This is a genomic window from Nocardiopsis protaetiae (assembly GCF_045446735.1).
In the GTDB taxonomy this organism is placed as follows: Bacteria; Actinomycetota; Actinomycetes; order Streptosporangiales; family Streptosporangiaceae; genus Nocardiopsis; species Nocardiopsis protaetiae.
Genome location: NZ_JBJJBV010000071.1, coordinates 14,121 through 37,465 on the forward strand (window position 1 = coordinate 14,121; position 23,345 = coordinate 37,465).

A 23,345-nucleotide genomic window follows, 5' to 3' on the forward strand; every position below is an offset into this window, starting at 1 on the left:
CGTGTGACACCTGAGGTTTCGGGGAACACCCCCATCCCCAACACAACCGACCCACGGGAGCACCCCATGGAGGGCTACGGGGCCCAGATCGGCCTCGTGCTGGTCTTGGTCGTGGTGAACGCCCTGTTCGCCGGTAGCGAGATCGCCCTGGTCACCCTGCGGGAGGGCCAGATCCGCCGGTTGGAGGCGGCCGGTCCGGGAGGCCGGGCGGTGGCCCGGCTGGCCCGGGACCCCAACCGCTTCCTGGCGACGATCCAGGTCTTCATCACGCTCGCCGGCTTCCTCGCCTCCGCGACCGCCGCCGTCACACTCTCCGCCCCGCTGGTCGAGCCACTGAGCTTCCTCGGCTCCTACGCCACCCCGGTCGCGATCGTCCTCGTCACCGTCCTCCTCACGTTCGTCACGCTGGTGCTGGGCGAGCTCGCCCCCAAGCGCATCGCCATGCAGCGCGCCGAGACCTGGGCGGTCATGGTGGCCCGCCCGCTGGACCTGCTGGCCACCCTCTCCCGCCCCGTCGTGTGGCTGCTGGGCGTGTCCACGAACCTCGTGGTGCGGCTGTTCGGCGGCGACCCCGACGCCGAGCGCGAGCAGGTCAGCGAGGAGGAGCTGCGGGAGATGATCGTCTCGCACGGCGACATCACCCCCGAGCAGCGCCACATCCTCTCCGGCGCGTTCGAGATCCGCGAGCGCAAGGTCCGCCGGGTGCTGGTCCCGCGCCCGGAGGTCGACGCGGTCACCGCCGGCACCACCGCGCGGGACGCCCTGCGGATGCTCGTCGAACGCGGCCACTCGCGGGCCCCGGTGTTCGCCGCCGGGGACGTCGACGACGTCCTGGGGGTGGTCCACTGGAGCGACCTGATCGACCACGGCGACACCGACGTCGCCGACCTGGCCCGGGAGGCCCCGCTGCTGCCGGACTCCCTGTCGGTGTCGGAGGCGCTGCGCCGGATGACCGCCGAACGCCGCCAGCTGGCCGTGGTCATCGGTGAGGCCGGGGAGGTCGGCGGGATCGTCTGTATGGAGGACCTGCTGGAGGAGATCGTCGGCGACATCGTCGACGAGACGGACGAGGACCCCGGGGTGGCCCGGCTGGACGGCGGCGCGCTGCGCGTCCCGGGCACCTACCCGGTGCACGACCTGCCGCTGCTGGGGGTGGAGGTCACGGACCCGCCGGAGGGCCCCTACGTGACGGTCGCCGGGATGGTGCTGGTCCTGCTCGGCCACATCCCGGAGGGTCCGGGTGAGCGGGTCGAGCTGGGCGGGTGGACCGCGACGGTGGAGGCGGCCGACGGCCGGGTGATCACCAGCCTGGTGCTGGAGCCGTCAACGCTTGCGCAGCACCAGGAGTAGGTTCCAGGTGACGACCTCGCGCAGGCCCGGCACGTGCACGACGGGCTTGATCCAGGTCGGCAGGTAGCGGGGCCGGATGTCCACGGCGTCGACGTCGGTGCGGCCGCGCGCCCAGCGCAGCATCTCGCCGGCGTGGGCGGCGTACATGGTGCGGCCGAAGTCGTTCTTGGGGCGGCGGCCGTTGCGGCGGGTGAACCGCTCGGCGGCGTACCGGCCGCCGAGGTAGTGCCAGGGCGAGGTCTCGTGGCCGCCCCAGGGGGAGAGCCACAGCGTGTACGACAGGTACACGAGTCCGCCCGGCCGGGTGACCCGCACCATCTCGTCGGCCATGCGCACCCGGTCCGGGACGTGCTCCAGCACGTTGGAGGAGAAGCACACGTCCACCGACCCGGTGCGCAGCGGCAGGTCCAGCGCGCTGCCCTGGAGGGCGAACGCGTCGGCCTCCCGCCCGTGCAGGGTCATCTCGTGGGCGTCGGAGTCGATGCACAGGCAGCGGGCGCCGCAGTCGCGCAGCGCGTCGGCGAAGTACCCGGGCCCGCCGCCCACGTCCACGACCAGTCTGCCGTCCAGCGGCGTGTAGGAGCGCAGCTGGGCGACGGTGTCGCGGGCGAGCGTCCCGTAGAAGAACGCGGGGTCGGTCTGCTCCTTGCGGAACGCGGAGAACAGGGCGACCGACCGGCCCAGCGTGGCGCGGAACGGCACCGTGCCGTCGGGGCGCACCGCCGTTCCGGTCTCCGGTGTCCGAAAGCCTGTCATCCGCGTACCGCCGTCCCGGCCTCTGGTGTCCGGAAGCCTGTCATCCGTGTACCGCCGTCCCGGCCTCCGGTCTCCGGTGTCCGGTGCCGGAAGCCCGTCATCCGTGTACCGCCACGTAGTGGCGCAGGTGCCGCCAGTGGTCGCCGCCCCAGTACTCGTCGGAGGCGGCGATGTCCGCCTGCGGCAGCAGTTCGGCCAGCCGCGCGGTGCCCAGCGTGTGCATCCGCATCGGCGCCGGGTAGCGCAGCAGCGTCTTCTGCGCCCAGGCCACCAGGGGCCAGGGCGCGTACCGGAACACCAGCCCCTTGAAGGTGCGGCGCTCGCTGTCGGGGACGCCCAGCACCATGGCCCCGCCGGGCCGCACGACCCGGGCGAACTCGCGCACGTACCCCTCGGCCAGGTCGGGGGGCAGGTGCTGGAGCACCAGGTCGGTGTAGACGAGGTCGAAGGAGTCGTCCTCGAACAGCGACAGGTCGGGCCGCTCGTTGAGCACGAACTCGATGCGCCCGCCGGAGCGGTCCAGCCGCCGCGCCTCCTCCAGCATGGGCGCGGAGATGTCGACGCCCACCACCCGGTCGAAGTGCGCGGACAGCGCGTTGGACAGCCGCCCCGCGCCGCAGCCGAAGTCGAGCACCCGGCCGCCCTCGGGCCGCAGCCCCAGCTCGTCCAGGCGGGCCACCGCCGGGTCGATGGCGGCGCGGCCGGAGGCGAGGAACTCGTCGTCGTCCCAGCCGCCGTCGCGCTTGGCGGGGTCGACGCACACCGCCCACAGGGGTTCGGTGGCCCCCAGCCGGGTCCAGTCGCGGCGGACCTGTTCGAGTCCCACCACATCACCTCCAGGGGCCGCAGGGGCCGTTCTGAATCAAGTTCCCGTTCGGAGCATTCCGAGCGGAAAGACCAGTGTCAACAGCGAGGGCTGAAACTGGAACCTGTTGTATTCTGGCATCCGTTTTCCGGCTTGGCCAACCAGCGGCGGGGAGAGTACCGATGCCGTCCACCACCCCCACGACCGGTCCGGATCGGGAACCGGAGGTCGAGGTCAGGGTACGCCGCCCGGTCGAGGAGCCCGAGGACGAGGGTCCCGGCATCGGCGCACTGGCCGCGGAGTCCCTGCGCGCGCTGCGGGCGGTCTCCCGCGACGCCGTGTTCCGCGCGGCGATGGCGGTGCTGCTGGTGGCGCTGGCCGCCAAGGTCTACGTGCTGAACGCGTCCTACTTCGTCGAGGACGACTTCCTCTTCTTCGGCGCCGCCTACGCCACCGACCTCACCCCGGACTACCTGTTCTCCCTGCACAAGGGCCACTTCATGCCCGGGGCGATGTTCCTGGTCTACCTCCAGACGGCCTTCTGGCCGTACAACTGGTGGGTGAGCGCCGGGGTGATGCTGGTGCTCCAGACCCTGGCGCTGCTGACGTTCCTGCGGCTGATGTGGGAGCTGTTCGGCCGCCGCTGGGCGCTGCTGATCCCGTTCTCGGTGTACGCGCTGGCCCCGCTCACCATCCCGGTGCTGGGCTGGTGGGCGGCGGCGCTGAACGCGGTGCCGTTCCAGCTGGCCATCCTGCTCTCCCTGCTGTGGACGGTCCGCTACGTCCGCACCGGCGACCCCCGGTACGGCTGGTGGACGATGGCCGCGGTGGTCTTCGGCATGTTCTTCTCGGTGAAGGCGCTGTTCCTGCCCTCGCTGCTGTTCGTGTTCGCCGTCGCGTTCCTGTACCCGGGCAACCTCTTCGCGGGTGCGGTGCGGGCGTTCCGCGCGCACCGCGCGTTCTGGGTCGCGATGACCGCCATGACCGCGGGCTACCTGGTCCTGTACGTGGCCAGCCAGAACGGCGGCAGCGGCACCGAGGGCGCGGGCGTGCCCGAGGCGGAGGCGGCCACCGAGCTGGTGCGCCGCATGCTGGGGCAGGTGTTCCCGGTGGGCGCGCTGGGCGGCCCCTTCGAGTGGGCGCTCATCACCCCGGCGGGCGGGCTGGTCGAGCCGCGCGGGTTCGTGGTGCTGGGCGCGGGCGTGATGTGGCTGGCGATCATCCTGAGCAGCCTGTGGCTGCGCGGGCGCGCCTGGCGGGCGTGGGCGCTGCTGCTGGGCTACCTGGTGTTCGTGGACGCGATCCCGACGGTGATCGCGCGCGGGCGCGGGCACGGCCTGGCCGGGGCCGACCCCCGGTACGTGGCCGACGCGGCGCTGATCTTCGCCCTGTGCCTGGCGCTGGCCTTCCTGGTGGTGCGCGAGCAGCGCGCCCGGGAGTCGGTCTCCACGGCCGGGGCCCCGCTCACCACACGCGCCGCCCCCGGCCGCCGGGCCCGGCGCAACCGGGCGGTGGCGGCCGCGGTGCTGACGGTCGGCTACGCGGCGGGCGCCCTGTACTCCACCTACACCTACGCCGGAACGCTGAACGGGGACCGGCTGCGCGCGTACATGGACAACGTGCGCGCCTCCATGGCCGACCTGCCGGAGGAGGGCGCGTTCTACCCGCGGCCGGTCCCGGAGGACGTGGTCCTGGACTGGAACGGCAACCTGCGGCTCACCTCCCACGTGCTGCCGCCGCTGGCCCCGGGCGGTGACGGGGACCGGTTCGCGCAGCCGGAGCAGGGGCCCGCGGCGTACGTGTTCGACGACGAGGGGACCCTGGTCCCGGGCGAGCACACCCTGTTCAGCAGCACGTTCGTGCCCGGTCCCGAGGACGGGTGCCTGGGGACGCTGGAGGGCGCGGTGTCCTGGCCGGCGCTGGCGCTGGGCGGCCCCGAGCAGGTGGCGACGCTCGCCTACACCTCGGACACCGACACCCAGCTGGTGGTGTCGGTGGGCGGCGGCTGGATCGAGGCGGTGCTGCCGGCGGCCCCCGACGGCGGGTTCTGGCACCTGCCGGTGCCCCAGGAGGGGGACCGGCTCTCCCTGCTCACCGACGGGGACGCCCTGTGCATGACGGCGGTGGCCATCGGCAAGCTGGCCCCGGACGCCGAGGGCGGGCATCCGATCCCGCTCTCCCAGGAGGAGGCCGCGGAGCCCGCCGAAGACACCGCGGACGAGGGCTGACCCGCGACATCCTCGGATTCGAACCTCCAGATCCCCGGACCTCCGGACCCCGGACCCCCGGACCCCCGAACCTCCGGGCCCTCAGCCCCGGCGGGGCTCCCGGAAGTACCGGCGCGACCAGCGCCGGGACGGCTCCTCCACCCACCGGTACGTGGCGGCGGCCAGCAGCACCGTCGCGACCGTCACCGGCACCATGTCCAGCCAGAACGAGCCGGTGAAGATCTCCTGCCCGGTGAAGTCGCGCCACAGGTACAGCGCCAGGAACTGCCACAGGAACACCCCGTAGGACACCTTGGCCAGGTACTGGCACACCCGGTGCCGCAGCAGCGCCTCCAGCCACCGGCCCCCGCGCCAGGCCTCGGCCGAGCGCAGCGGGGGCGGCGGGCCCACCGGGCGGGGGGCCAGCGCGGCGGGGGCGACGATCAGGAACGCGAAGCCGATGTCGGCCGCCGAGGAGAACGCCGAGCTCCACACGTCGCCCGCGCCGATGAACCGCCCGCCGGTGGCGTCGGTGGCGGCCAGGGCGAAGAACCCGCCCGCGGCCAGCCAGCACACCCCGGGGGAGGCGGCGACGGTGCGGCAGAAGCGGCGCACCGGGCCGTCGGGGCCGGATTCGCGCCGGGCCCACTCCGACAGCACGGCCAGCGCCATCCCGCCGGCGAACATGCCCAGCGTGCGCGGCAGCCAGGCGTGCATGTAGTGGCGCGGCTCGGGAAAGAACTGGGGCACCAGCGCGGCGAACCCCAGCAGCGCCATGACGCCCAGGCCCCACAGCAGGCGGCGGCCCCGGGCGTCGGGGGTGCGGCCGCGCCGGGCCCACAGCGACAGCAGCAGGGCGAACACCGGCAGCAGCAGGTAGAAGCTCACCTCGACGGACAGGCTCCACATCTGCCCCAGGCCGTAGGGGCCGGTGCCCACCCACGACGGGTCGGTGTTGAACGGGAAGGCGAGGGTCATGACCTCCAGCCAGTACCGCGGCGAGTCCAGGTGCTCGCGCGAGTAGAGCAGCAGCGCGGCCAGGGCCACCACCCAGTAGGCGGGGAACACGCGCACGATCCGGCGCCACAGGTAGGTGCGGGAGGAGGGGCCGCGCGTCCCGTCCAGGACGGCCCGCGCCCAGGGGCGGTACAGCAGCACCCCGGACAGCGTGAAGAACAGCGGCACCGCCAGGTCGAACGCCGACAGCACGCCGCCGAACACGCCCGGGGCCAGCGAGTCGCCGGTCTCGGTGGCCACGTGGAAGACCAGGACCATGAGGGCGGCCACGGCACGGATGCCGTCGAGGGTCTCGTGGCGGCCGTCGACCTGCGGCAGCAGCCGGGCGGGGTCGGGGACCGCGGTGGAGGTGCGCGCGCCGCCGGAGGGGGTGCCGGTGGGGTCCTCGGGCGCGGAGGGAGTGGGCGCCATGGGGCCTTCCAGGACGGGGTGGAGTCGGAACACGGTCCACTAGAACGTGTTATAAAAATTCAGACACGCCCTGGTGACGTCGTTCACTACTGGGCAGTACTCTACCCGGAACTGAAGCTAGTTCCACTGAAGCCCGTTCCAGATCCAGACTCACATCGCCCAGGAGGGCAAATGCGCCGTGCCATAGCGGTCGTTCTCATCGGGTTTGGAGTCTTCTTCCTCGCCGTTGCACCCCTCATGCGCACCTGGGTGTCCAGCTCCCTGATGAAGACCCCCCTGACCTACTACAGCGAGACCACCAACGTCGCCGAGGGCGCGACCTACTTCAACATCGAGGAGGTCGAACTCGTCGAGAACGCGACCCTGGAGGCGCACTCCACCATCCGCGCCGACGTGGCCTCCAGCACCGACGAGGTGGTGGTCTGGGACCAGTTCACGTGGCTGAAGGACGCCGACACCGACTTCGGCATCACCTCCACCAGCCGCCGCGCCGGCCACGACCGGGTCACCGGCGAGGCCGTCGACTGCTGTGACGCGATGGTGAACGAGGAGTCCACCGTCCAGAGCGGCCAGCTGTGGAAGTTCCCCTTCTTCACCGAGCAGCGCGACTACGACTTCTTCGAGACGACCACCCGGGAGATCGTCCCGATGGAGTTCAAGGGCGTCGAAGAGGTCGAGGGCGTCGAGGTCTACCGCTTCGAGCAGGTCGTCGACGGCGCGGTCATCGGCGAGCGCACCCTGCCGCGCTCGGTCGCCGGGCTGGAGGGCGACGGCGACGTGACCGGCGACGAGGTCTTCTCCATCACCCGCACCTACTGGATCGAGCCGACCACCGGCTCCCCGCTCAAGGTCAGCGAGGACCAGAACCGCGTTGTCGTCGCGGACGGCCAGGAGGTCCTGACCCTGCTCGACGCCGAGCTGGTCTTCGACGAGGAGTCGATCCAGCAGGCCGTCGCCAACTCCGAGCAGGGCCGCACCATGCTGCCGCTGATCCACACGACGATCCCGCTCGCCGCCCTCATCGTCGGCATCGGCTTCGTCGCGATCGGAGTCGTCCTGTACCTCACCGGCCGACCCCGTGCCCACCACAACTGAAGGTCCCGCACGACCCCGTCCCCGCCGCGACCGGCGGGGCGGGGCCGTTCCCGCGGCCGGGAGGGTGAACGCATGACGTCGGTGGTGCCGGGGACCGGGACCGGGGGGACCCCGCCCGGCGACCGCCGCGTGCGGGACACCCTGCCCTTCGCCCTGGTGCGGGCCTGCCGCCCGCGCCAGTGGCTCAAGAACCTGCTGGTCCTGGCCGCCCCGGCGGCCGCCGGGGCGCTGACCGAACCGCGCTCCCTGCTGCTGTGCGCGGCGGTCTTCGCGCTGTTCTGCGCGGCGGCGAGCGGCACCTACCTGCTCAACGACGTCCGCGACGTCGAACGCGACCGCGCCCACGAGCGCAAACGCCACCGCCCCATCGCGGCCGGGCTGGTCCCGGTGCCCCTGGCGCTGGCCGTGGGGATCACCCTGTGCGTGCTGGCCCCGGCGGCCTCTCTCGCCCTGGGCCGGCCCCTGCTCACCGGCGTCCTCACCGGGTACGTCCTGCTCACCCTCGCCTACACCCGCTACCTCAAGGACATCGCGATCTGCGACCTGGTCGCGGTCGCCGCCTGCCACGTGCTGCGCGCGGTCGCCGGGGGCGTCGCCGTCGGCGTCCCGCTGACCTCCTGGTTCGTCATCGTGGTGTCCCTGGCGGCGCTGCTGGTCGTGGTCGGCAAACGCGAGGCCGAGCTGCGCGCCCTGGGCGAGGGCGACCCGGGCGGCCCGGTCCGGGCCACCCTGCGCGCCTACACCCCCACCTACCTGTCCCAGACCCGCACCATGGCGTCGGCGGCGATGATCGTCACCTACTGCCTGTGGGCGCTGGAGCAGGGCGGCGGCGCGCAGAACCTGTTCCACGTGGGCAGTATCGTTCCGTTCATCATGTTCGTCCTGCGCTACAACCTGCTGGTGGACCGGGGCGTGGGCGAGGAGCCGGAGGAGATCGCCCTGCGCGACCGCCCCCTCCAGGTCATCCTCGTCGCCCTCGCCCTCCTGGTGGCGCTGGGCATCTACCTCTAAGGGGGACCCCGTCGTGGCTCCGCAGCCGGAACGCCCCGTGCTCCTCACCGGGTGGGGCCGCACCGCGCCGACCGCCGCCCGCGTCGTGCGCCCCCGCACCGCCGCGCAGGTCGCCGAGGCCCTGGCCGGCGCGGGCCCGCGCGGGGTGCTCGCCCGCGGCCTGGGCCGCTCCTACGGCGACGCCGCCCAGGCGGCCGGGGGCACCGTCCTGGACTGCACCGAGCTGACCGGCCCGATCCGGCTGGACACCGAACGCGGCGAGGTCACCGTCCCGGCCGGGGTGTCCTTCGACTGGCTCATCGCCCACTTGCTCAAACGCGGGTACTTCGTGCCGGTCACCCCCGGAACGCGGCAGGTCACCGTGGGCGGGGCGATCGCCGCCGACGTGCACGGCAAGAACCACCACGTCGACTCCTCGCTGGGCGCGCACGTGCGCTCCCTGACCCTGGCCGCGCCCACCGGGGAGGCACTGACGCTCACCCCCGGCGGTGGGGACGCCGAGCTGTTCCGGGCGACCCTGGGCGGGATGGGGCTGACCGGGGTCATCACCGAGGCGACCCTGGCCGTGCTGCCGGTGCAGACCTCCTACGTGCGGGTGGACACCGACCGCACCGACTCCCTGGACGCCACCCTGGACCTGATGGCGCGCACCGACGCCGACCACCGGTACACGGTGTGCTGGGTGGACCTGCTCGCCAAGGGGAGCGCGATGGGCCGCGGGGTGCTGACCCGCGGCGACCACGCGGGCCTGCGCGACCTGCCGCCCGCCCTGCGCCGCGACCCGCTGCGCCACCGCGCGGGCAGCCCGCTGGCCGCCCCGCCGTGGGTGCCGCCGGGGCTGCTCAACTCCTGGACGGTGGGCGCGTTCAACACCGTGTACCGGGGCGCCGCGCCGCGGCGCAGGCGCGGGGAGGCCCAGCCCGTCGCCGGGTTCTTCCACCCGCTGGACGCCGTCCGCGGCTGGAACCGGATGTACGGGCCGGGCGGGCTGGTGCAGTACCAGTTCGTGGTGCCGCTGGGGGCCGAGGACACCCTGGTCCGGATCATGGAGGGGCTGTCCCGGGCGGGCGCGCCGTCGTTCCTGACCGTGCTCAAGCGGCTGGGCGAGGGTACCGGCGGCCACCTGTCGTTCCCCCGGCCCGGGTGGACGCTGGCCGTGGACCTGCCCGCCGACCTGCCGGGGCTGGGCCGGATGCTGCGCCGCTTCGACGAGCTCCTGCTGGCCGCGGGCGGCCGCCTCTACCTGGCCAAGGACGGCCGGGCCGACGCGGAGACGATCCACGCCATGTACCCCGACCTGCCCGCGTGGCGCAAGGTGCGGGAGCGGGTGGACCCCGACGGGGTGCTCGTCTCCGACCTGGCCCGCCGCCTGCGGCTGCTCTGACATTTCGTTCGTCGTTCGGAAGGACACCCAAGGCACATGCGCGACTCGGTGGGAACGGTGCGGACCGTGCTGCTGCTCGGCGGCCGCAGCGAGATCGGCCTGGCCATCGTCGAACGTCTGGTGCGCGAGGGCGCCCGCGAGGTGGTGCTGGCCGCCCGCGGCGGCGTGGCCGAGCCGCCGAGCGTGCTGACCGCCCTGGGGGCGAAGGTGCACTCGCTGGAGTTCGACGCCACCGCCCCCGACACCCACACCGCCACGGTCGGCGAGGCGGTGGCCCTGGTGGGCGACCTCGACGTGGTGGTGGACGCGTTCGGCGTGCTCGGCACCCAGGCCGACTACGAGGCCGACCCGGCGGCCGCGGCCCGGTCGGCGGCGGTCAACTACACCGGGCACGTGTCCGCGGGGCTGGCGGTCGCCGCCCGGCTGCGCGAGCAGGGCCACGGGGCGCTGGTGGTGCTGTCGTCGGTGGCGGGCGTGCGGGTGCGTAAATTCAACTTCGTATACGGCTCGGCCAAGGCGGGTCTGGACGGGTTCGCCCAGGGCCTGGCCGACTCCCTGCACGGCAGCGGGGCGCGGGTGCTGGTGGTGCGCCCGGGCTACGTGCCCACCCGGATGTCGGCGCACGTGGACCCGGCGCCGTTCCCGGCCACCCCGGGCCAGGTCGCCGAGGCGGTGTCGACGGGGCTGCGCTCCAAGGCGACCACGGTGTGGGCGCCGCGGGTGCTCGCCCCGGTGTTCGCGGGCATGCGGATGATGCCGCGCCCGATCTGGCGCCGCCTGGGCCGCTAGGACCGGTCCCGGGCGCCCCGGTCCCGCTCCGGGGGGCCGTAGATGCGCAGGAACGCGGTGACCCCGGAGCGGACCAGCCCCCGGCGCTCGGCCTCCTCCAGCGGGGCGGCGTTGAAGAACGTCCGGTTGGTCGCCGGGGTCTGCACCAGCGCCACGTAGTGCCCGGCGGCCGTCTCCTCCCCGCCCTCAGGGATGTCGAGCAGGCCCCGGTCGGCCATCGCGCGCAGCCGTTCCGCCAGGCCCCGGTGGACCGGCCCGGGGCCGGTGTCCAGCCACACCCGGACGGCGTCGGGGAAGTGCAGCGCCTCGGCGATGAGCAGCCGCACCAGCGCCCCGTGGTCGGGGCGGTGCAGCCCGGGGGAGGCCCACGCGTCGCCGAAGGCGACCAGGGCCGTCTCGGCGTCGGCGGGGTCGGCCAGGTGGCGGGCGGCCGTCTCGGCGAAGTCCGCGGCGACCGAGGCGCTGCTGAGCTCCACGATCGCGGAGAACAGCCCCTCCTTGTCGCCGAAGTGGTTGTAGACGGTGCGCTTGGAGACCCCGGCCTCGGCGGCGATCGCGTCCATGCTCGCGCGGGTGTAGCCCTCGCGCAGGAACACCCGGCGGGCCGCGTCGAGGATGGCCGCGTGCTTGGCGGGGCGGCCGCAGGCCGGCGGCGGGGCGGCGGGGTCCGGGGCGCTCATCGGGTGTTCCGTTCGATTCGGGGATCAGTAGCTTATTCCCGGATCCGGGGGCCGGGTGAAGCACACCGCCAAATTTACACTGCACGGTGTAGTTTACTTTTTATGTCCGAGAACCCCCCGCGCACGCGGGACCGGGAGCGCCTCGACGCACCCCTGGTCCGGCTCACCGCGGTCCTCCTGGCCGGGGCCTTCGCCGCCCTGGCCGACAGCACCGTCGTCACCGTCGCGGTCGACGACCTCTCCGCCGCCTACGACGCCCCCGTCTCGCAGGTCCAGTGGGTCGTCACCGCCAACCTGCTGGCCATGACCGCCGCCATCCCCGCCGTCGGCTGGGCCCTGGACCGGTTCGGCCCCCGCGCGGCCTGGATCGGCGCGCTCACCCTGTTCGGCGCCGGGGCCGCGCTGTCCTGCCTGGCCTGGTCCCTGGAATCCCTCATCGCGATGCGGGCCCTCACCGGGTTCGGCGGCGGCATGGTCCTGCCGCTCACCATGGCGATCCTGGCCCGGGCCGCCGGACCCGGCCGCGTGGGCCGGGCCATGGCCCTGATCAGCGTGCCCGGCCAGCTCGCCCCCGTGCTCGGACCCGTCGCCGGGGGAGCGGTCCTGGCCTCCCTGGGCCACCGCTGGGTGTTCGCCCTGGTCCTGCCCCTGGTCGCGATCGCCGTCCTGTGCGCCGTGCGCGGGGTGCCCCGGGGCGAGCCCGACCGCGCCGAACGCCTGGACCCGGTGGGCCTGGCCCTGCTCTCCCTGGGCCTGGTCGCACTGCTCCACGGGCTGTCCTCGTCGTCCTCGCCGTCCCCCGGCTCTTCGGCCGGACTTCTGTGGGCGGGGCTCGGCGCCCTGCTACTCGCGGGCTTCGTGCTGCGCGCCCTGCGGCCCCGGGAGGGCGCGCCGCCGCCCGCCCTGGACCTGCGGCTGTTCGCCCACGCGCCGTTCCGCAACGGTGCCGCGCTCATGTTCGTCTTCGGGCTGTGCATCTGGGGCGGCATGTTCCTGCTCCCCCTCTTCCACCAGCGCGTCGCCGGGGCCGACCCCCTGGACGCCGGACTGCTGCTCGCCCCCATGGGCGCCGGGGTGGCCCTGGCCGTCCTGTGCGTCGGCGGACCCGCCGACCGGCTGGCACCCCGTTACCTCGTGGCCGCCCTGGCCACCGTCCCCTTCGCGCTCGCCACCGCCGACACCCCCGTGTGGTGGCTCGGCGCCGCCCTCTTCGTCCGCGGGGCGGGCCTGGGCACCGCCTCGGTGCCGCTGCTCGCCGCCGCCTACCGGGGGCTGGCACCCGACCGGATCCCGCACGCCACCGTCGCCCTCAACGTGCTGCAACGCGTCGGCGCGGCCGCCGGGACCGCCGGGCTCGCCCTGGTCCTGGCCCGGGGCGCGGCCGCCGCGCCCGACCCCGGGCCGGCCTTCCAGGCGGCGTTCTGGTGGATGGCCGCCCTGACCGCCGCCGCCCTGCTCCCCGCCCTGTTGTTGCCCGCCACCCGTCCCGACCGGGACGCCTGAACCACCGGAGGCACCGTGCACGCCGTCACCATCACCCGCTTCGGGGACCCCGGGGTACTGACCCCCGTCGACCTGCCCCTGCCCGAGCCCGGCCCCGGACAGGTCCGCGTCCGGATCGCCGCCGTCGGCGCGCTGCCCATCGACGCGCGGGTCCGCCGGGGCGACGTCCCCTGGCGCGACCGGATCACCCTGCCGCTGGTCCCGGGCAACCAGTTCGCCGGGACCGTGGACGCCCTCGGGGAGGGGGCCGCAGGACCGGCGGCGGGCACCCCGGTGCTGGGCTTCTCCACCTTCGGGGCCTACGCCGAGCACATCGTGGTGGGCGCCGACCAGGTCGTCCCCCGGCCCGACGCCCTGCCCGAGGCCGAGGCGGCGGCCCTGCCCGCCCGGGCCCAGGGGGCGGTCATGGTCCTGGAGGCGCTGAAGGTCGGCCCCGGCGACACCCTGTTCGTCAACTCCGCCGCCGGCGGACTGGGCACGGCGATCGTGCGGCTGGCCCTGCTGCGGGGCGCGGCCCGGGTGGTCGGCGCGGCCTCCGAACGCCACCACGACCACCTGCGCGCCCTGGGCGCGGTCCCCGTCACCTACGGGGACACCATGGTCGAACAGGTCCGGGCCGCGGCCCCGAACGGGGTCGACGCCGGGTACGACGCCCGCGACGACGCCTCGCTGCGCCGGGTCCTGGAGATCGTCGGCACACCCGGCCGGGTGCTGAGCATGGTCTCCCCGGACGCCCCGGAACGGTTCGGCACGGCGGCCGCCGACGGGGTCCGCTCGGCCGAGCGGCTGGCCTCCGTGGTCGAGCTGTACGAGCGCGGGGAGTACGCGGTGGAGCTGCGGGAGGTCCTGCCGCTGGCCGAGGCCGCCCGCGCGCACCGGGTCCTGGACTCCGGACACGGGCGCGGGGCACTCGTCCTCACCCCCTGAACCGGACTGGAGGCGGGGCCCGCGCCGCGGCGGGCCCCGCCGATCACCTCGCGCTCTCGGCCGACGGTTCGACGTCCACCGAGGTGAGGCGGTAGAACGCCAGCGGGACCAGGCACAGCAGCATCACCGCGGCCGGGACCAGCGTGCTGCCGATGAGCATCCCCCGCAGCGCCTCGTCGCTCTGGCGCACGACCTCGCCCGCGCCCGACTCCACGTAGCCGCTCACCGCCAGCGACAGCGACAGCAGACCGGTGCCCACCGACTGGGCCAGCGCCTCGCCCGCCGTCCACACCCCCGACAGCACACCGCCCTGGCGGCGGCCGTCGTCGGTGGCGGCCAGGCAGTCGGCCAGCATCGACCACGGCAGCAGCATCGACCCGGACAAGCCGATGCCCACCAGCACCGAGGAGACGACCGCGATCGGCACGCCCCCCAGCGGGATGCACAGCAGCCCCAGGCCGCCCAGGGAGAACACCACGGCCGAGTAGGCGGCCGCCCGGCGCTTGTCCACCCGCACCGAGATCCGCCGCCACAGCGGCGCGGTCGCCATCAGCGGCACCAGCACGCACACCATGAGGATGCTCGTGTAGGCGGGCTCGCCCATGACGTTCGCGGTCACGTACGGCACACCCGCCACCATGGTCCCGCCGGCCACGGCCATCAGGAGGTTGGCGGGGAACAGCACCCGGAAGTGCCGGTGCGTCAGCGCCGTCCGCAGCTGGGCGGCCATCCCCTCGGTGCGGTGCGGGAACACCGTGCGCGGCGCCCGGCGGGTGCCGATCACCGTGCCCAGCATCGACACCAGCACCACGGCGCCCATGACCGCGCCCATCAGCCGGTAGCCGACCACCTCGTCGGCGGGCGCGGTCTGGATCACCGGGGCCAGTGCCCCGCCCAGCATCAGGGCCAGGCCCACGAACACGGTCCGCCACGCGGTGAACGTCGACCGCTCGTGGTAGTCCGAGGTGATCTCCCCGGGCATCGCCGCGTGCGGCACCTGGAAGGCCGACGACGCCAGCGCCGCGACGACGAACACCGCCGCCACGTACACCGCCGCTCCGTTCCCCTGGAGCGGCGGGCCGGCGAACATCGCCGCGAACAGCACCGGCAGGGTCAGCGCCCCGCCCAGCATCCACGGCCGCCGCGGCCCCCAGGAGGAGCGCGTGCGGTCCGACCAGACCCCGATGTAGGGGCTGACCACCAGGTCCACGATCTTGGGCAGCAGCACCACCAGCCCGGCCACCGCCGGGCTCACCGCGAGCGTGTCGGTGAGGTAGATGAGCAGCAGCAGGCCGGGGACCGTGTTGAAGATGCCGGTGGCCACCGCGCCGCTGCCGTACCAGGCGTGCACCGAGCGGGGCAGCGGCCCGGCCGCGGCCGCGGGGGCGGCGGTTCCGGGCGCCGGGTCGGCCGGGGAGGGGGCGGCCGGGTCGGAGGTGGCGGTCACGCGCGCCCGTCCGCGGTGGCCTCGGCGCTCTCGGAGACCTCGGTGGCCCCGGCGGCCTCGCCGTCCTTCCTCCCGTAGAGCTCCTCGTGCGCCACCGGGTCCACGTCGTGGGCGACCGGGCAGCCCGCCGGGAACGTGCCGATCCTGTTGACGTCGTAGCCGCCGGGGTAGCTGCGGATGTTCGGGTTCTGGTCGGCCCAGAACGGCTCCTCGCGCGGCTTCATCCGGCGCACGACCTTGGCCCGGATCTTCAGCGCGATGTCGGCCGACCTCCTCCAGGCCTTGGACGGCGGGTCGTAGCGGAAGGTCTCGATGAGCGACTCGTCCAGGATCGCCATGGAGAACCTGCGGGCCAGCCCGGCCACCCGCGGCGGGTAGAAGGTCACCATGAGGTCGAGGGTGGCGTCGGAGACCTTGCGGCCGCCCTCGCTGTAGGCGAAGTGCTCCTTCTCGTAGCCGTCGAGCAGGTCCCGGAACTCCTCGTAGGTCTCGGGGATCTCCTTGATGCCCATGTACTTGCCGAGCTTGCGGTAGTAGTGGACGATCGCCGAGATCTCGTGGTCGGACAGCGTGCGCCACCCGTACCCGTAGTCGTTGAGCCAGCGCACCGGCATGACGACGAAGGTGCTGAGCACGTACCGGTAGTCGTCGTTGGAGATGTCGTAGGAGCGGTGCATCTGGTTCATCCGCCGCAGCGAGTCGCGGCCCTGGCCGGGCTCGAACCCGTACCGCATCATGCCGTTGAGGATGAGCGCGGTGTCGTCGTAGCGCTTCTGGGTCTGGCCGGTGAACTGGTCGGTCCTGCCGAGCAGCCCGCCGATGCTGGGCACCGCGTAGGTCCGGTACAGGGCGATGCCCAGGGCCCGGCCCATGTCCCAGGGGAACTCGTGGGCGTTGAGGATCTGCATGATCCGCACGCAGTCGGCCTCGGGGTCCAGGCGGTGGATCTCGTCGCGGAAATCGAAGCGCTTCATGCGCGGCTCCTTCGGGTTAGGGGAGAGGCGGGGGCGGGGGTCAGTCGGTGCCGGCGGCTTCCGGAGCCTCGACGGGCGCGCCCTCGGGCGCCACGGCCTGGCCGGGCGCGGGGACCCGGGCGCCGGTGGCGGGCACCTCCACGGTGTCCATGCCGTGCGGGACCGGGCAGCCCTGGGGGAAGGTGCCGATGCGCGAGGGGTCGTAGCCGCCGGGGTAGCTGCGGATGTTGGGGCTCTGGCGGGCCCAGCGCGCCTCGGTGCGCGGCGGCATGAACCGGACCACCCGCGCCCGCAGGCGCAGCGCGCCCGCGGCCAGGGAGCGCCAGGCCTTCGACGGTTCGGGGTAGCGGAACGCGGTGATGAGGCGGTCGTCCAGCAGCGCCTTGGTGAAGGGGCGCACCAGCGGCCGCTGCCAGGCCGGGTAGAAGTCCACCATCAGCCCGAGGGTGGCGTCGGAGACGGCCCGGCCGCCGTCGGTGTAGGCGAAGTGCTCGCGCTCGTAGGAGTCGAACAGCTCCAGGAACTCCGCGTAGGTCTCGGGGACGTCCTTGATCCCCATGTGCTTGCCGAGCTTGCGGTAGTAGTTGGTGCTCGCCGCGATCTCGTGGTCGGACAGCCGCCGCCACCCGTACCCGAGGTCGTTGAGCCAGCGCACCGGCATGACGACGAAGGTGCTCAGGACGTACCGGTAGTCGTCGTTGGAGATGTCGTAGGAGCGGTGCATCTGGTTCATCCGCCGCAGGGCGTCGCGGCCCCGCCCGGGGCCGAACCCGTGCTCCATGATGTCGTTGAGGATGAGCGCGGTGTCGTCGTAGCGGTGCTGGGTGCGCTCGGTGAACTCGCGCGTGTGCGCCAGCAGCTCACCGATGCTCGGCACCGCGTAGGTCCGGTACAGGGCCAGGCCGAGCGCCTGCTCGATGTCCCAGGGGAACTCGTGGGTCCCCAGGATGCGCACGATCTCTTCGCAGTCGGCCTCGGCGTCCAGGGCGTCGATACGGTCGCGCCACTCGAACCGCTTCATGGGGGAGTCACTCCAGTCACCTCGTGCGGGCCCGCCCGGGACGGGTCCATGGTCTGCGGGGCGGGGCACATCCGGGACGTGCCTCGGGGCGCACTTTACCCGGAATGTCCTTTTGTACAGGGACTCCGGGTGGGGTGGCCACTGGCCCGAACCCTAATCGTGTCCGGGCCGTATCCCTCTGTACAGGCCCCCGCAACGCCGCGGGGCGGACGGGTCGATGCCCCGTCCGCCCCGCGGACCGTGCTTATTTATGGCCTCCGCTTCGCTTTGGCCTGTTCGGATGCCCCAGAAGGCAGGAACCTTCGGCCACTACGGCGATGTCCTCGTTCCTCGGACATCTTCTCCGTGGCCTCCAGAACCCTGCCGGCATCCTCACGGGTTCCCCAGGTCAGGCGGCCATGCGCTCCGCGACCCGGGTGACCAGGGTGAGCAGGACCTCCTTGGCCGAGGAGCGCACGCGCGCGTCGCACAGGACCACCGGGATCGCCGGGTCCAGGGTCAGCGCCGCCCGCACCTCCTCCGCCTCGTACTGGTGGGCGCCGTCGAAGCAGTTCACCGCGACGACGAACGGCACCCCCCGCCGTTCGAAGAAGTCCACGGCGGCGAAGCAGGTCTCCAGCCGGCGGGTGTCGGCGATGACGATCGCGCCCAGGGCGCCCTCCGACAGCTCCTCCCACATGAACCAGAAGCGCTCCTGGCCCGGCGTGCCGAACAGGTACAGCACCAGGCTGGGGCTGATGGTGATGCGCCCGAAGTCCAGCGCCACCGTCGTGGTCGTCTTGGACTCCACACCCGACAGGTCGTCCACGCCGTAGCTGGCCTCGGTCATCACCTCCTCGGTGCTGAGCGGGGCGATCTCGCTCACCGAGCCCACCAGGGTGGTCTTGCCCGCGCCGAAACCGCCCGCGACGAGGATCTTCAACGCGGACGGAACGGAGTCCTGGGAGAGGTCAGAGTCGCTGGATGCCATCGAGAACCGCCTGGAGTACGTCCCGGCTGACCGGGCTTTTCGCTGTGTAGGGGGCGCGGGCCAAGGCCAGCCCGCGGTTGAGGAGGTCGCTGAGCAGGACCTTGACGACCGCCACCGGGATGTCCAGGTGGGCGGACAGCTCGGCGACCGACAGGGGACGGCGGCACAGCTCCAGGATCCGGATCTGCTCGGGTTCCAGGGCCATCTCGTCGACCTCGGCCCTCTTGGCCGCGATGACCACGCTGATCATGTCCAGCTTGACCGTGTCGGCGTGGTCCCGGCCCTGGGCGATCACGTACGGACGGACCAGCGGACCGGCCCCGGGGTCGTCCACCCCGTCCGGGCCGCCGTGGCCGTCCGGCTCCGTGCCCCCGTACCCGCCGACCGCGTCGCGGTGCGGCAGGCCGTGGGGATTCCCACCCGGATCGAATGCGTCGTGCGCTTGCATGGCCGCCCCCTATCGCGTGGCTTCTCCGGTCGCTCCCTCGTGGCGGGGTGCCGCGTCGAGGTAGCGGCCCACTTGCTCGACCAGGACGTTCATCTCATAGGCGATGAGGCCCACGTCGGCGCTCTCCTCGGCCAGGACCGCCAGGCAGGCGCCCCGGCCGGCGCCGGTGACGAAGAGGTACGCCCGCTCCATCTCGACCACGGTCTGTAGGACGTCGCCGCCGTCGAAGTGCCGCCCGGTGCCCCGGGCCAGGCTCTGGAAGGCGGAGGCGACCGCCGACAGGTGCTCGGCGTCCTCCTTGGCCAGCTCGCGGGAACGGCCGATCAGCAGGCCGTCCGCGGAGAGGACGATGGCGTGCCGGGAGCCCACCGCGCGTTCGAGCAACTCGTCCAGCAGCCAGTCGATGTCCTTCTTGCCCGAGCCTTCGTGCTCGACGCGTTCGGGAGTACTCGTCACTGTCAGTCGTCCTTGTCGGTCTCGTGGGTGTGGTGCTTGCCTTCGCGCCGACCGCGGTCCGTCCCCTGCTGGAACGCGGTCATGTTCCGGCGCAGGCGCGCCAGCCGCTCGGCACCGTCGATGCCGCCCGCCCCGGGGGCCGTGGCCCCGTCGGCGTTCCCGTTCCGCGAGGGGGGTTCGGGGTCGGCGGCCAGTTGCGGGGCCAGGTTCTCCTGGGGACGGCGTTTGGGGAGGGAGGGCCGTCCGCCGCCCGCCTCGACCCGCTCGGGCTCCGCCGTCCCGGCGTCGGGGGAGGGCACCGCGCTGATGGTGGGCCGTCGGGTGGGGAGGGGAGGACGGGAGTCCAGGACGTCGGCTCCGTGGGAACCGTTGGAGCCGTTGACGGCGGGGGATCCCGCGCCGTTGGACGAGCCGGTCTCGGACACGGTGTCGGCGGACGGGGAGGTCTCGGTCTCCCGCGGTCCGTCCAGGGGCTCCGCCGCGGGGGCGGGGGAGGGGCCCGGCCCGTCGACCGGGGGGACCGGGGCCAGGACCGGGGTGGCCCCGGACTCCAGGACGCCGCCGGGGGCGTGGTCGAGGATCTCGCGCACCTCCCAGATGTCGCCGTCCTGCTCCTCGGCGGCGGTCACCGAGGTGCGCTCGCCGGTGATGATGTCGTGCGGCAGCAGGACGATGGCCTGCACGCCGCCGTACGGCGACGGGCGCAGGTGCACCTTGATGCCGTGCCGGTGGGCCAGGTGGGAGACCACGAACAGGCCCAGGCGCATCTTCTCGTTGAGGCGCATGACGTCGAACTCGGGCGGGTCGGCCAGCAGCGCGTTGGCGGAGGCCAGCTCCTCCTCGGTCATGCCCAGGCCGCGGTCCTCGATCTCGATCGTCACACCGTTGGGCACGTCGTCGCTGCTCAGCCGTACCTGGGTGTGCGGGGGCGAGAACATGGCGGCGTTGTCGACCAGCTCCGCGACCAGGTGGATGACGTCGGCGACGGCCGGGCCGTTGAGGTGCACGCGGGCGATGCGCTCGCGCTTGACCCGGGTGTAGTCGCCGGACTCGGAGATGGCGCCGCGCAGCACGTCGATGAGCGGCATCGGCCGGTGCCAGGTCCGCCCGGGCGCCTCGCCGCCGAGGATGAGCAGGTTCTCGGCGTTGCGGCGGGAGCGGGTGGCCAGGTGGTCCAGTTTGAACAGCTGGGCGAGCTGCTCGGGGTCCTCCTGCTCGCGCTCCATCTTGTCCAGCAGGCGCAGCTGCCGGTGGACCAGGGTCTGGCTGCGGTGGGCGATGTTGAGGAACACCCGGTTGATGCCGTGGCGCAGCTCCGTCTGCTGGACGGCCTCGTCGACCGCGGCCCGCTGGGCGGTGTTGAACGCGCGGGCCACGTCGCCGATCTCGTCGTCGCTGGTGGCCATGAGCGGCAGCATCGCGTCGGTGTCCACCCGCTCGCCGCGGTGCAGCCGGTCCATGAGGTCGGGCAGGCGCTTGTCGGCCAGGTCGTTGGCGTCGTCGCGCAGGCGCACCAGGCGGCTGGTGAGCGAGCGGGAGGAGCGGCGGGCCAACAGGAAGGCGACGATGCCCACTGCGGCCACACCCAGGCTGCCGCCGAGGGCGATGAAGGTGGACCGCCAGGCCCGGTCGCTGGTGAGCGCCGCCGCGTTGAGGGCCTCGTCGGCGCCGATGTCGGTGAACTCGCCCAGGACGTAGTTGTAGTCGTCCTGCCAGGCGGCGCCGTCGACGGGCATGGACAGGTCCTCGACGTCGGTCACGACGTAGGTGAGCGGGTCCGTGACGCTCTCGACCTCGATGCGGCGGTTGATGATCTCGTTCTGCATCTCGGTGAGCCGCTGGTACTCGGGGCTCTCCAGGACCGCGGTGAGCCGCTCCTGCTGGCCGGGGCCGCCCAGGTAGGGGCCGTTGGCGTCGAGCATGCTCTGGTAGGAGCCGACGAGCTCGGCGAAGACCAGCTGGTCCTCCCAGGACAGCTCGTCCGTGGCGAAGGCGCGGGCGAGCTGGGCGTCCGACCGGGCGAACAGGTCGACGGTGCGGAACATGTAGGTGGCGCTGATGGAGGAGTTGAACGCCTCGATCACGTTGCCGGAGCGGGCCTGGCTGTCGAAGCTGTCCGCGCCGTGCAGGATCAGCTCGTTGTAGTAGTCGAGGACCTCGTCACGGGTGGCGGTGCCGTCGTCGACCGCCGCGCGCACGTCGCCGATCTCGCCGTACCGCTGGTGCAGCATCTCGATGTGGTGGCCGGCCTGGCCGGGCGCCAGGTCGGCGAACCCGATGAGCTCGTTGATGACCGTGCCCAGGGAGTCGTCGGTCTCCTGCCGGGCCTGGGCCAGCTCGGCGGACAGCGTCTCGTCGCCGGGGTCCTCGATGTGGGAGATGGTCCGGGCGCGCTCCTGCATGGCGCTCACCAGGCCGACGGCGGCGGGGGTCACCATGTCGTTGGTCGCCTTGGCGCGGATGTGCTGGAGCCCGGCGTTCACGGCCAGGACCGCGGTGAGGATCAGCCACAGGGCGAGCAGCGCCGCCGTGGGGATCGTGACCATTGCGCGGATGCGGGACGCGATCGTCCGTCCGCGTCTTTGGGGTACTGCCTGCACGGTTCTCCTGTCGATCCGCGTCGAAAGTCTTCTCGGGGTGCGGTATCAGGGGCGCCGTCCCGACCGGTGTCCGGATGTCGACACCGCGGGCCTTGGGGGCCGCCCGCCCTGCGGGCCGCGTCCGTTCGTGGGGGTGTCTCGACACGGGGCCTACCGCAGGGTAACCACAAACGCGGCATTTCGGCGTTGGGGATCGTATCTCGACAGAGAAACGACGAAATATCCGGGTGGTGGAGGCAGTCTGCCATGACGAGGCGGAATGTCCACCTGGAGGGTGGGGACTTGGGGGGTGTGCGACCCGCTGAGGACCTATAGGACGAATGTCACATATTGCTGAGCGAAGTGCAAGGAGTGCTCCGTGTGACGACGCCCGTGGGCGACCATACCGGTTCAAAGCGGCGTTCGACACCCGCGGACCCGCCCGGCGTACTACCGTTGCGCCCTGGACAGGGAGCAGGGAGGGCAGTGCGCGTGATCCGACCGTTCGGCACCGGGCAGGAGGCCGTGGACGTGGCCGTCGTCGCCGTGCCCCTGCTCGTCGTCCTGGCCGCCGCCCTCTACCTGCGCGGACAGCACCGGCGCTACGGGCGGCTGTACGGCCGCCCCGGGCGCGCGAGCCTCGCGGCGCTGCTGGCCGGACTGGCCCTGGCGGCCTACGCGGTCTGGCCGCTGCCCGCCGCCGTCGACGGGCTGTGCTGGCCGGGGGCGGGACAGGGTCCCGCCGACCGGTACGGACCGGTCCTGGCCTTCGCGGTCCTCCTGCCCGTGGGCTGGCTGGCCCGCGACCGCTTCCGCCGCGGCCCGGTCGTCACCCTGCTGCTGGGCGCCGGACTGGCCCTGGCCGCCGACGCCGTCCGCGGCACCGGCCTGCTGGGCGTCTACCCCTGCGCCTACGCCGAGGCCTCCCCGCTGTTCGTCGCGCTCGGCGTCGCCGGGACCGCCGTCGGCTGGCTGCTCGCCCGGTTCCTGCTGCCGCTGTGGCCCTGGGGCGACACCCGCGGCTGGCCCGGCGCCGTGCCCGACCGGGTCGCCCCCGACCTCCCCCGCCGCACCCTGGGCACCCTGCTCGACCTGGGACTGTGGTGGTACGGGGCGGGCACCCTGACCGCCGCCATGACCGCCGTGGGCGTGATCGGCTCCGACCCCGACGGGCACGTGCGCACCGCCGTGCTGCTGGGCACCGCCGCCGTCTTCGGGGTGTTCGTGCCGCAGGTGCGCCGGGACCGCTGCACCCCCGGCCGCGCCGCCGTCCGGCTGGCGCTCACCGAGCCCGCCCGGCCGGCCCCCGCCTCCCGCCCGCGGGTGCTGGCGCGCACCGCGCTGCTGACCGTCCCGGTGGCGGCGCTCATTGCGTTCGGGCACGCGTGGATCGCGCTCGCCGTCGTGGTCGTGCACGCCAGCTCCGCGCTGGTCCGCCCGGACCGGGTCGGCCTGGTCGACCTGCTCTGCGGGACCCGGGTGCGCACCCGGGCGGTCGTCGACGGCTCGCTGCCC

The 23,345-nt window shown here is 73.4% G+C and carries 20 protein-coding genes; 9 read left to right on the plus strand and 11 right to left on the minus strand.

What is annotated here, in order from left to right; all coding sequences use genetic code 11:
• Positions 1-66: 66 nt before the first annotated feature.
• Positions 67-1,350 (plus strand): hemolysin family protein, encoded by a 1,284-nt coding sequence (locus ACJOT3_RS13365; protein WP_406972466.1) that lies wholly within the window; start codon positions 67-69, stop codon positions 1,348-1,350.
• Here the strand turns inward: ACJOT3_RS13365 and ACJOT3_RS13370 are convergent.
• Both ACJOT3_RS13370 and ACJOT3_RS13375 read right to left on the minus strand, forming a co-directional pair.
• Positions 1,324-2,106, minus strand: coding sequence for a class I SAM-dependent methyltransferase (locus ACJOT3_RS13370; RefSeq protein WP_406972468.1), 783 nt, complete (start codon positions 2,104-2,106; stop codon positions 1,324-1,326). The two genes, ACJOT3_RS13365 and ACJOT3_RS13370, sit on opposite strands and share 27 nt — an antisense overlap.
• Positions 2,107-2,203: 97 nt before the next feature.
• The gene (locus ACJOT3_RS13375) at positions 2,204-2,932 is read right to left on the minus strand and encodes a class I SAM-dependent methyltransferase (protein ID WP_406972470.1); all 729 of its coding nucleotides are present in this window, start codon (positions 2,930-2,932) and stop codon (positions 2,204-2,206) included.
• A 161-nt stretch (positions 2,933-3,093) separates the two neighbouring features.
• On the opposite strand from ACJOT3_RS13375, the gene ACJOT3_RS13380 reads away from it, so the two are divergent.
• Positions 3,094-5,139 (plus strand): hypothetical protein, encoded by a 2,046-nt coding sequence (locus ACJOT3_RS13380; RefSeq protein ID WP_406972472.1) that lies wholly within the window; start codon positions 3,094-3,096, stop codon positions 5,137-5,139.
• A gap of 81 nt (positions 5,140-5,220) precedes the next feature.
• Here the strand turns inward: ACJOT3_RS13380 and ACJOT3_RS13385 are convergent, their stop codons facing one another.
• Positions 5,221-6,546, minus strand: coding sequence for an acyltransferase family protein (locus ACJOT3_RS13385; protein ID WP_406972474.1), 1,326 nt, complete (start codon positions 6,544-6,546; stop codon positions 5,221-5,223).
• A 171-nt stretch (positions 6,547-6,717) separates the two neighbouring features.
• Here ACJOT3_RS13385 and pgfA point away from each other — a divergent pair, with 171 nt between their 5' ends.
• From pgfA to dprE2, 4 genes are all read left to right on the plus strand, one after another.
• On the plus strand, positions 6,718-7,641 hold the full coding sequence (pgfA, locus tag ACJOT3_RS13390; protein ID WP_406972476.1) for a cell envelope lipid trafficking protein PgfA: 924 nt from the start codon (positions 6,718-6,720) through the stop codon (positions 7,639-7,641).
• Between the two features lie 72 nt (positions 7,642-7,713).
• Positions 7,714-8,652 carry a decaprenyl-phosphate phosphoribosyltransferase gene (locus ACJOT3_RS13395; RefSeq protein ID WP_406972478.1) on the plus strand — a complete coding sequence of 313 codons (939 nt, stop codon included), beginning with the start codon at positions 7,714-7,716 and terminating at the stop codon, positions 8,650-8,652.
• A 13-nt stretch (positions 8,653-8,665) separates the two neighbouring features.
• Positions 8,666-10,036 (plus strand): FAD-binding oxidoreductase, encoded by a 1,371-nt coding sequence (dprE1, locus tag ACJOT3_RS13400; RefSeq protein WP_406972480.1) that lies wholly within the window; start codon positions 8,666-8,668, stop codon positions 10,034-10,036.
• Between the two features lie 36 nt (positions 10,037-10,072).
• Positions 10,073-10,825, plus strand: a complete 753-nt coding sequence (gene dprE2, locus ACJOT3_RS13405; protein ID WP_406972482.1) for a decaprenylphospho-beta-D-erythro-pentofuranosid-2-ulose 2-reductase — start codon at positions 10,073-10,075, stop codon at positions 10,823-10,825.
• On the opposite strand, the gene ACJOT3_RS13410 is transcribed toward dprE2, so the two are convergent.
• Complete coding sequence (locus ACJOT3_RS13410) at positions 10,822-11,505, minus strand: TetR/AcrR family transcriptional regulator (protein ID WP_406972485.1); 684 nt, start codon at positions 11,503-11,505, stop codon at positions 10,822-10,824. The genes dprE2 and ACJOT3_RS13410 overlap by 4 nt on opposite strands.
• A gap of 102 nt (positions 11,506-11,607) precedes the next feature.
• Between ACJOT3_RS13410 and ACJOT3_RS13415 the strand changes: the two genes are divergently transcribed.
• A complete protein-coding gene (locus ACJOT3_RS13415; protein WP_406972487.1) occupies positions 11,608-13,008 on the plus strand; it encodes a DHA2 family efflux MFS transporter permease subunit in 1,401 nt (466 codons plus the stop codon).
• A 15-nt stretch (positions 13,009-13,023) separates the two neighbouring features.
• A complete protein-coding gene (locus tag ACJOT3_RS13420; protein ID WP_406972489.1) occupies positions 13,024-13,935 on the plus strand; it encodes an NADP-dependent oxidoreductase in 912 nt (303 codons plus the stop codon).
• A 43-nt stretch (positions 13,936-13,978) separates the two neighbouring features.
• On the opposite strand, the gene ACJOT3_RS13425 is transcribed toward ACJOT3_RS13420, so the two are convergent.
• From ACJOT3_RS13425 to ACJOT3_RS13455, 7 genes are all read right to left on the minus strand, one after another.
• Entirely contained in the window at positions 13,979-15,382 is a 1,404-nt protein-coding gene (locus tag ACJOT3_RS13425) for an MFS transporter (protein WP_406972491.1), read from the minus strand.
• Positions 15,379-16,356, minus strand: coding sequence for an oxygenase MpaB family protein (locus ACJOT3_RS13430; protein ID WP_406972493.1), 978 nt, complete (start codon positions 16,354-16,356; stop codon positions 15,379-15,381). The genes ACJOT3_RS13425 and ACJOT3_RS13430 overlap by 4 nt, the downstream gene beginning before the upstream one ends.
• 40 nt (positions 16,357-16,396) lie before the next feature.
• On the minus strand, positions 16,397-17,377 hold the full coding sequence (locus ACJOT3_RS13435; protein WP_406972495.1) for an oxygenase MpaB family protein: 981 nt from the start codon (positions 17,375-17,377) through the stop codon (positions 16,397-16,399).
• Positions 17,378-17,765: 388 nt separating this feature from the next.
• Positions 17,766-18,347: a GTP-binding protein gene (locus tag ACJOT3_RS13440; RefSeq protein ID WP_406972497.1), complete on the minus strand. Its 582-nt coding sequence runs from the start codon at positions 18,345-18,347 to the stop codon at positions 17,766-17,768.
• Positions 18,328-18,795 (minus strand): DUF742 domain-containing protein, encoded by a 468-nt coding sequence (locus ACJOT3_RS13445; RefSeq protein WP_406972499.1) that lies wholly within the window; start codon positions 18,793-18,795, stop codon positions 18,328-18,330. Before ACJOT3_RS13445 ends, ACJOT3_RS13440 begins: the two co-directional genes overlap by 20 nt.
• Positions 18,796-18,804: 9 nt before the next feature.
• Positions 18,805-19,251: a roadblock/LC7 domain-containing protein gene (locus ACJOT3_RS13450; protein WP_406972501.1), complete on the minus strand. Its 447-nt coding sequence runs from the start codon at positions 19,249-19,251 to the stop codon at positions 18,805-18,807.
• A 2-nt stretch (positions 19,252-19,253) separates the two neighbouring features.
• Entirely contained in the window at positions 19,254-21,797 is a 2,544-nt protein-coding gene (locus ACJOT3_RS13455) for a sensor histidine kinase (RefSeq protein WP_406972503.1), read from the minus strand.
• A 525-nt stretch (positions 21,798-22,322) separates the two neighbouring features.
• On the opposite strand from ACJOT3_RS13455, the gene ACJOT3_RS13460 reads away from it, so the two are divergent.
• The coding region (locus ACJOT3_RS13460; protein WP_406972504.1) for an antibiotic resistance protein VanZ at positions 22,323-23,345 on the plus strand (1,023 nt) is incomplete at its 3' end.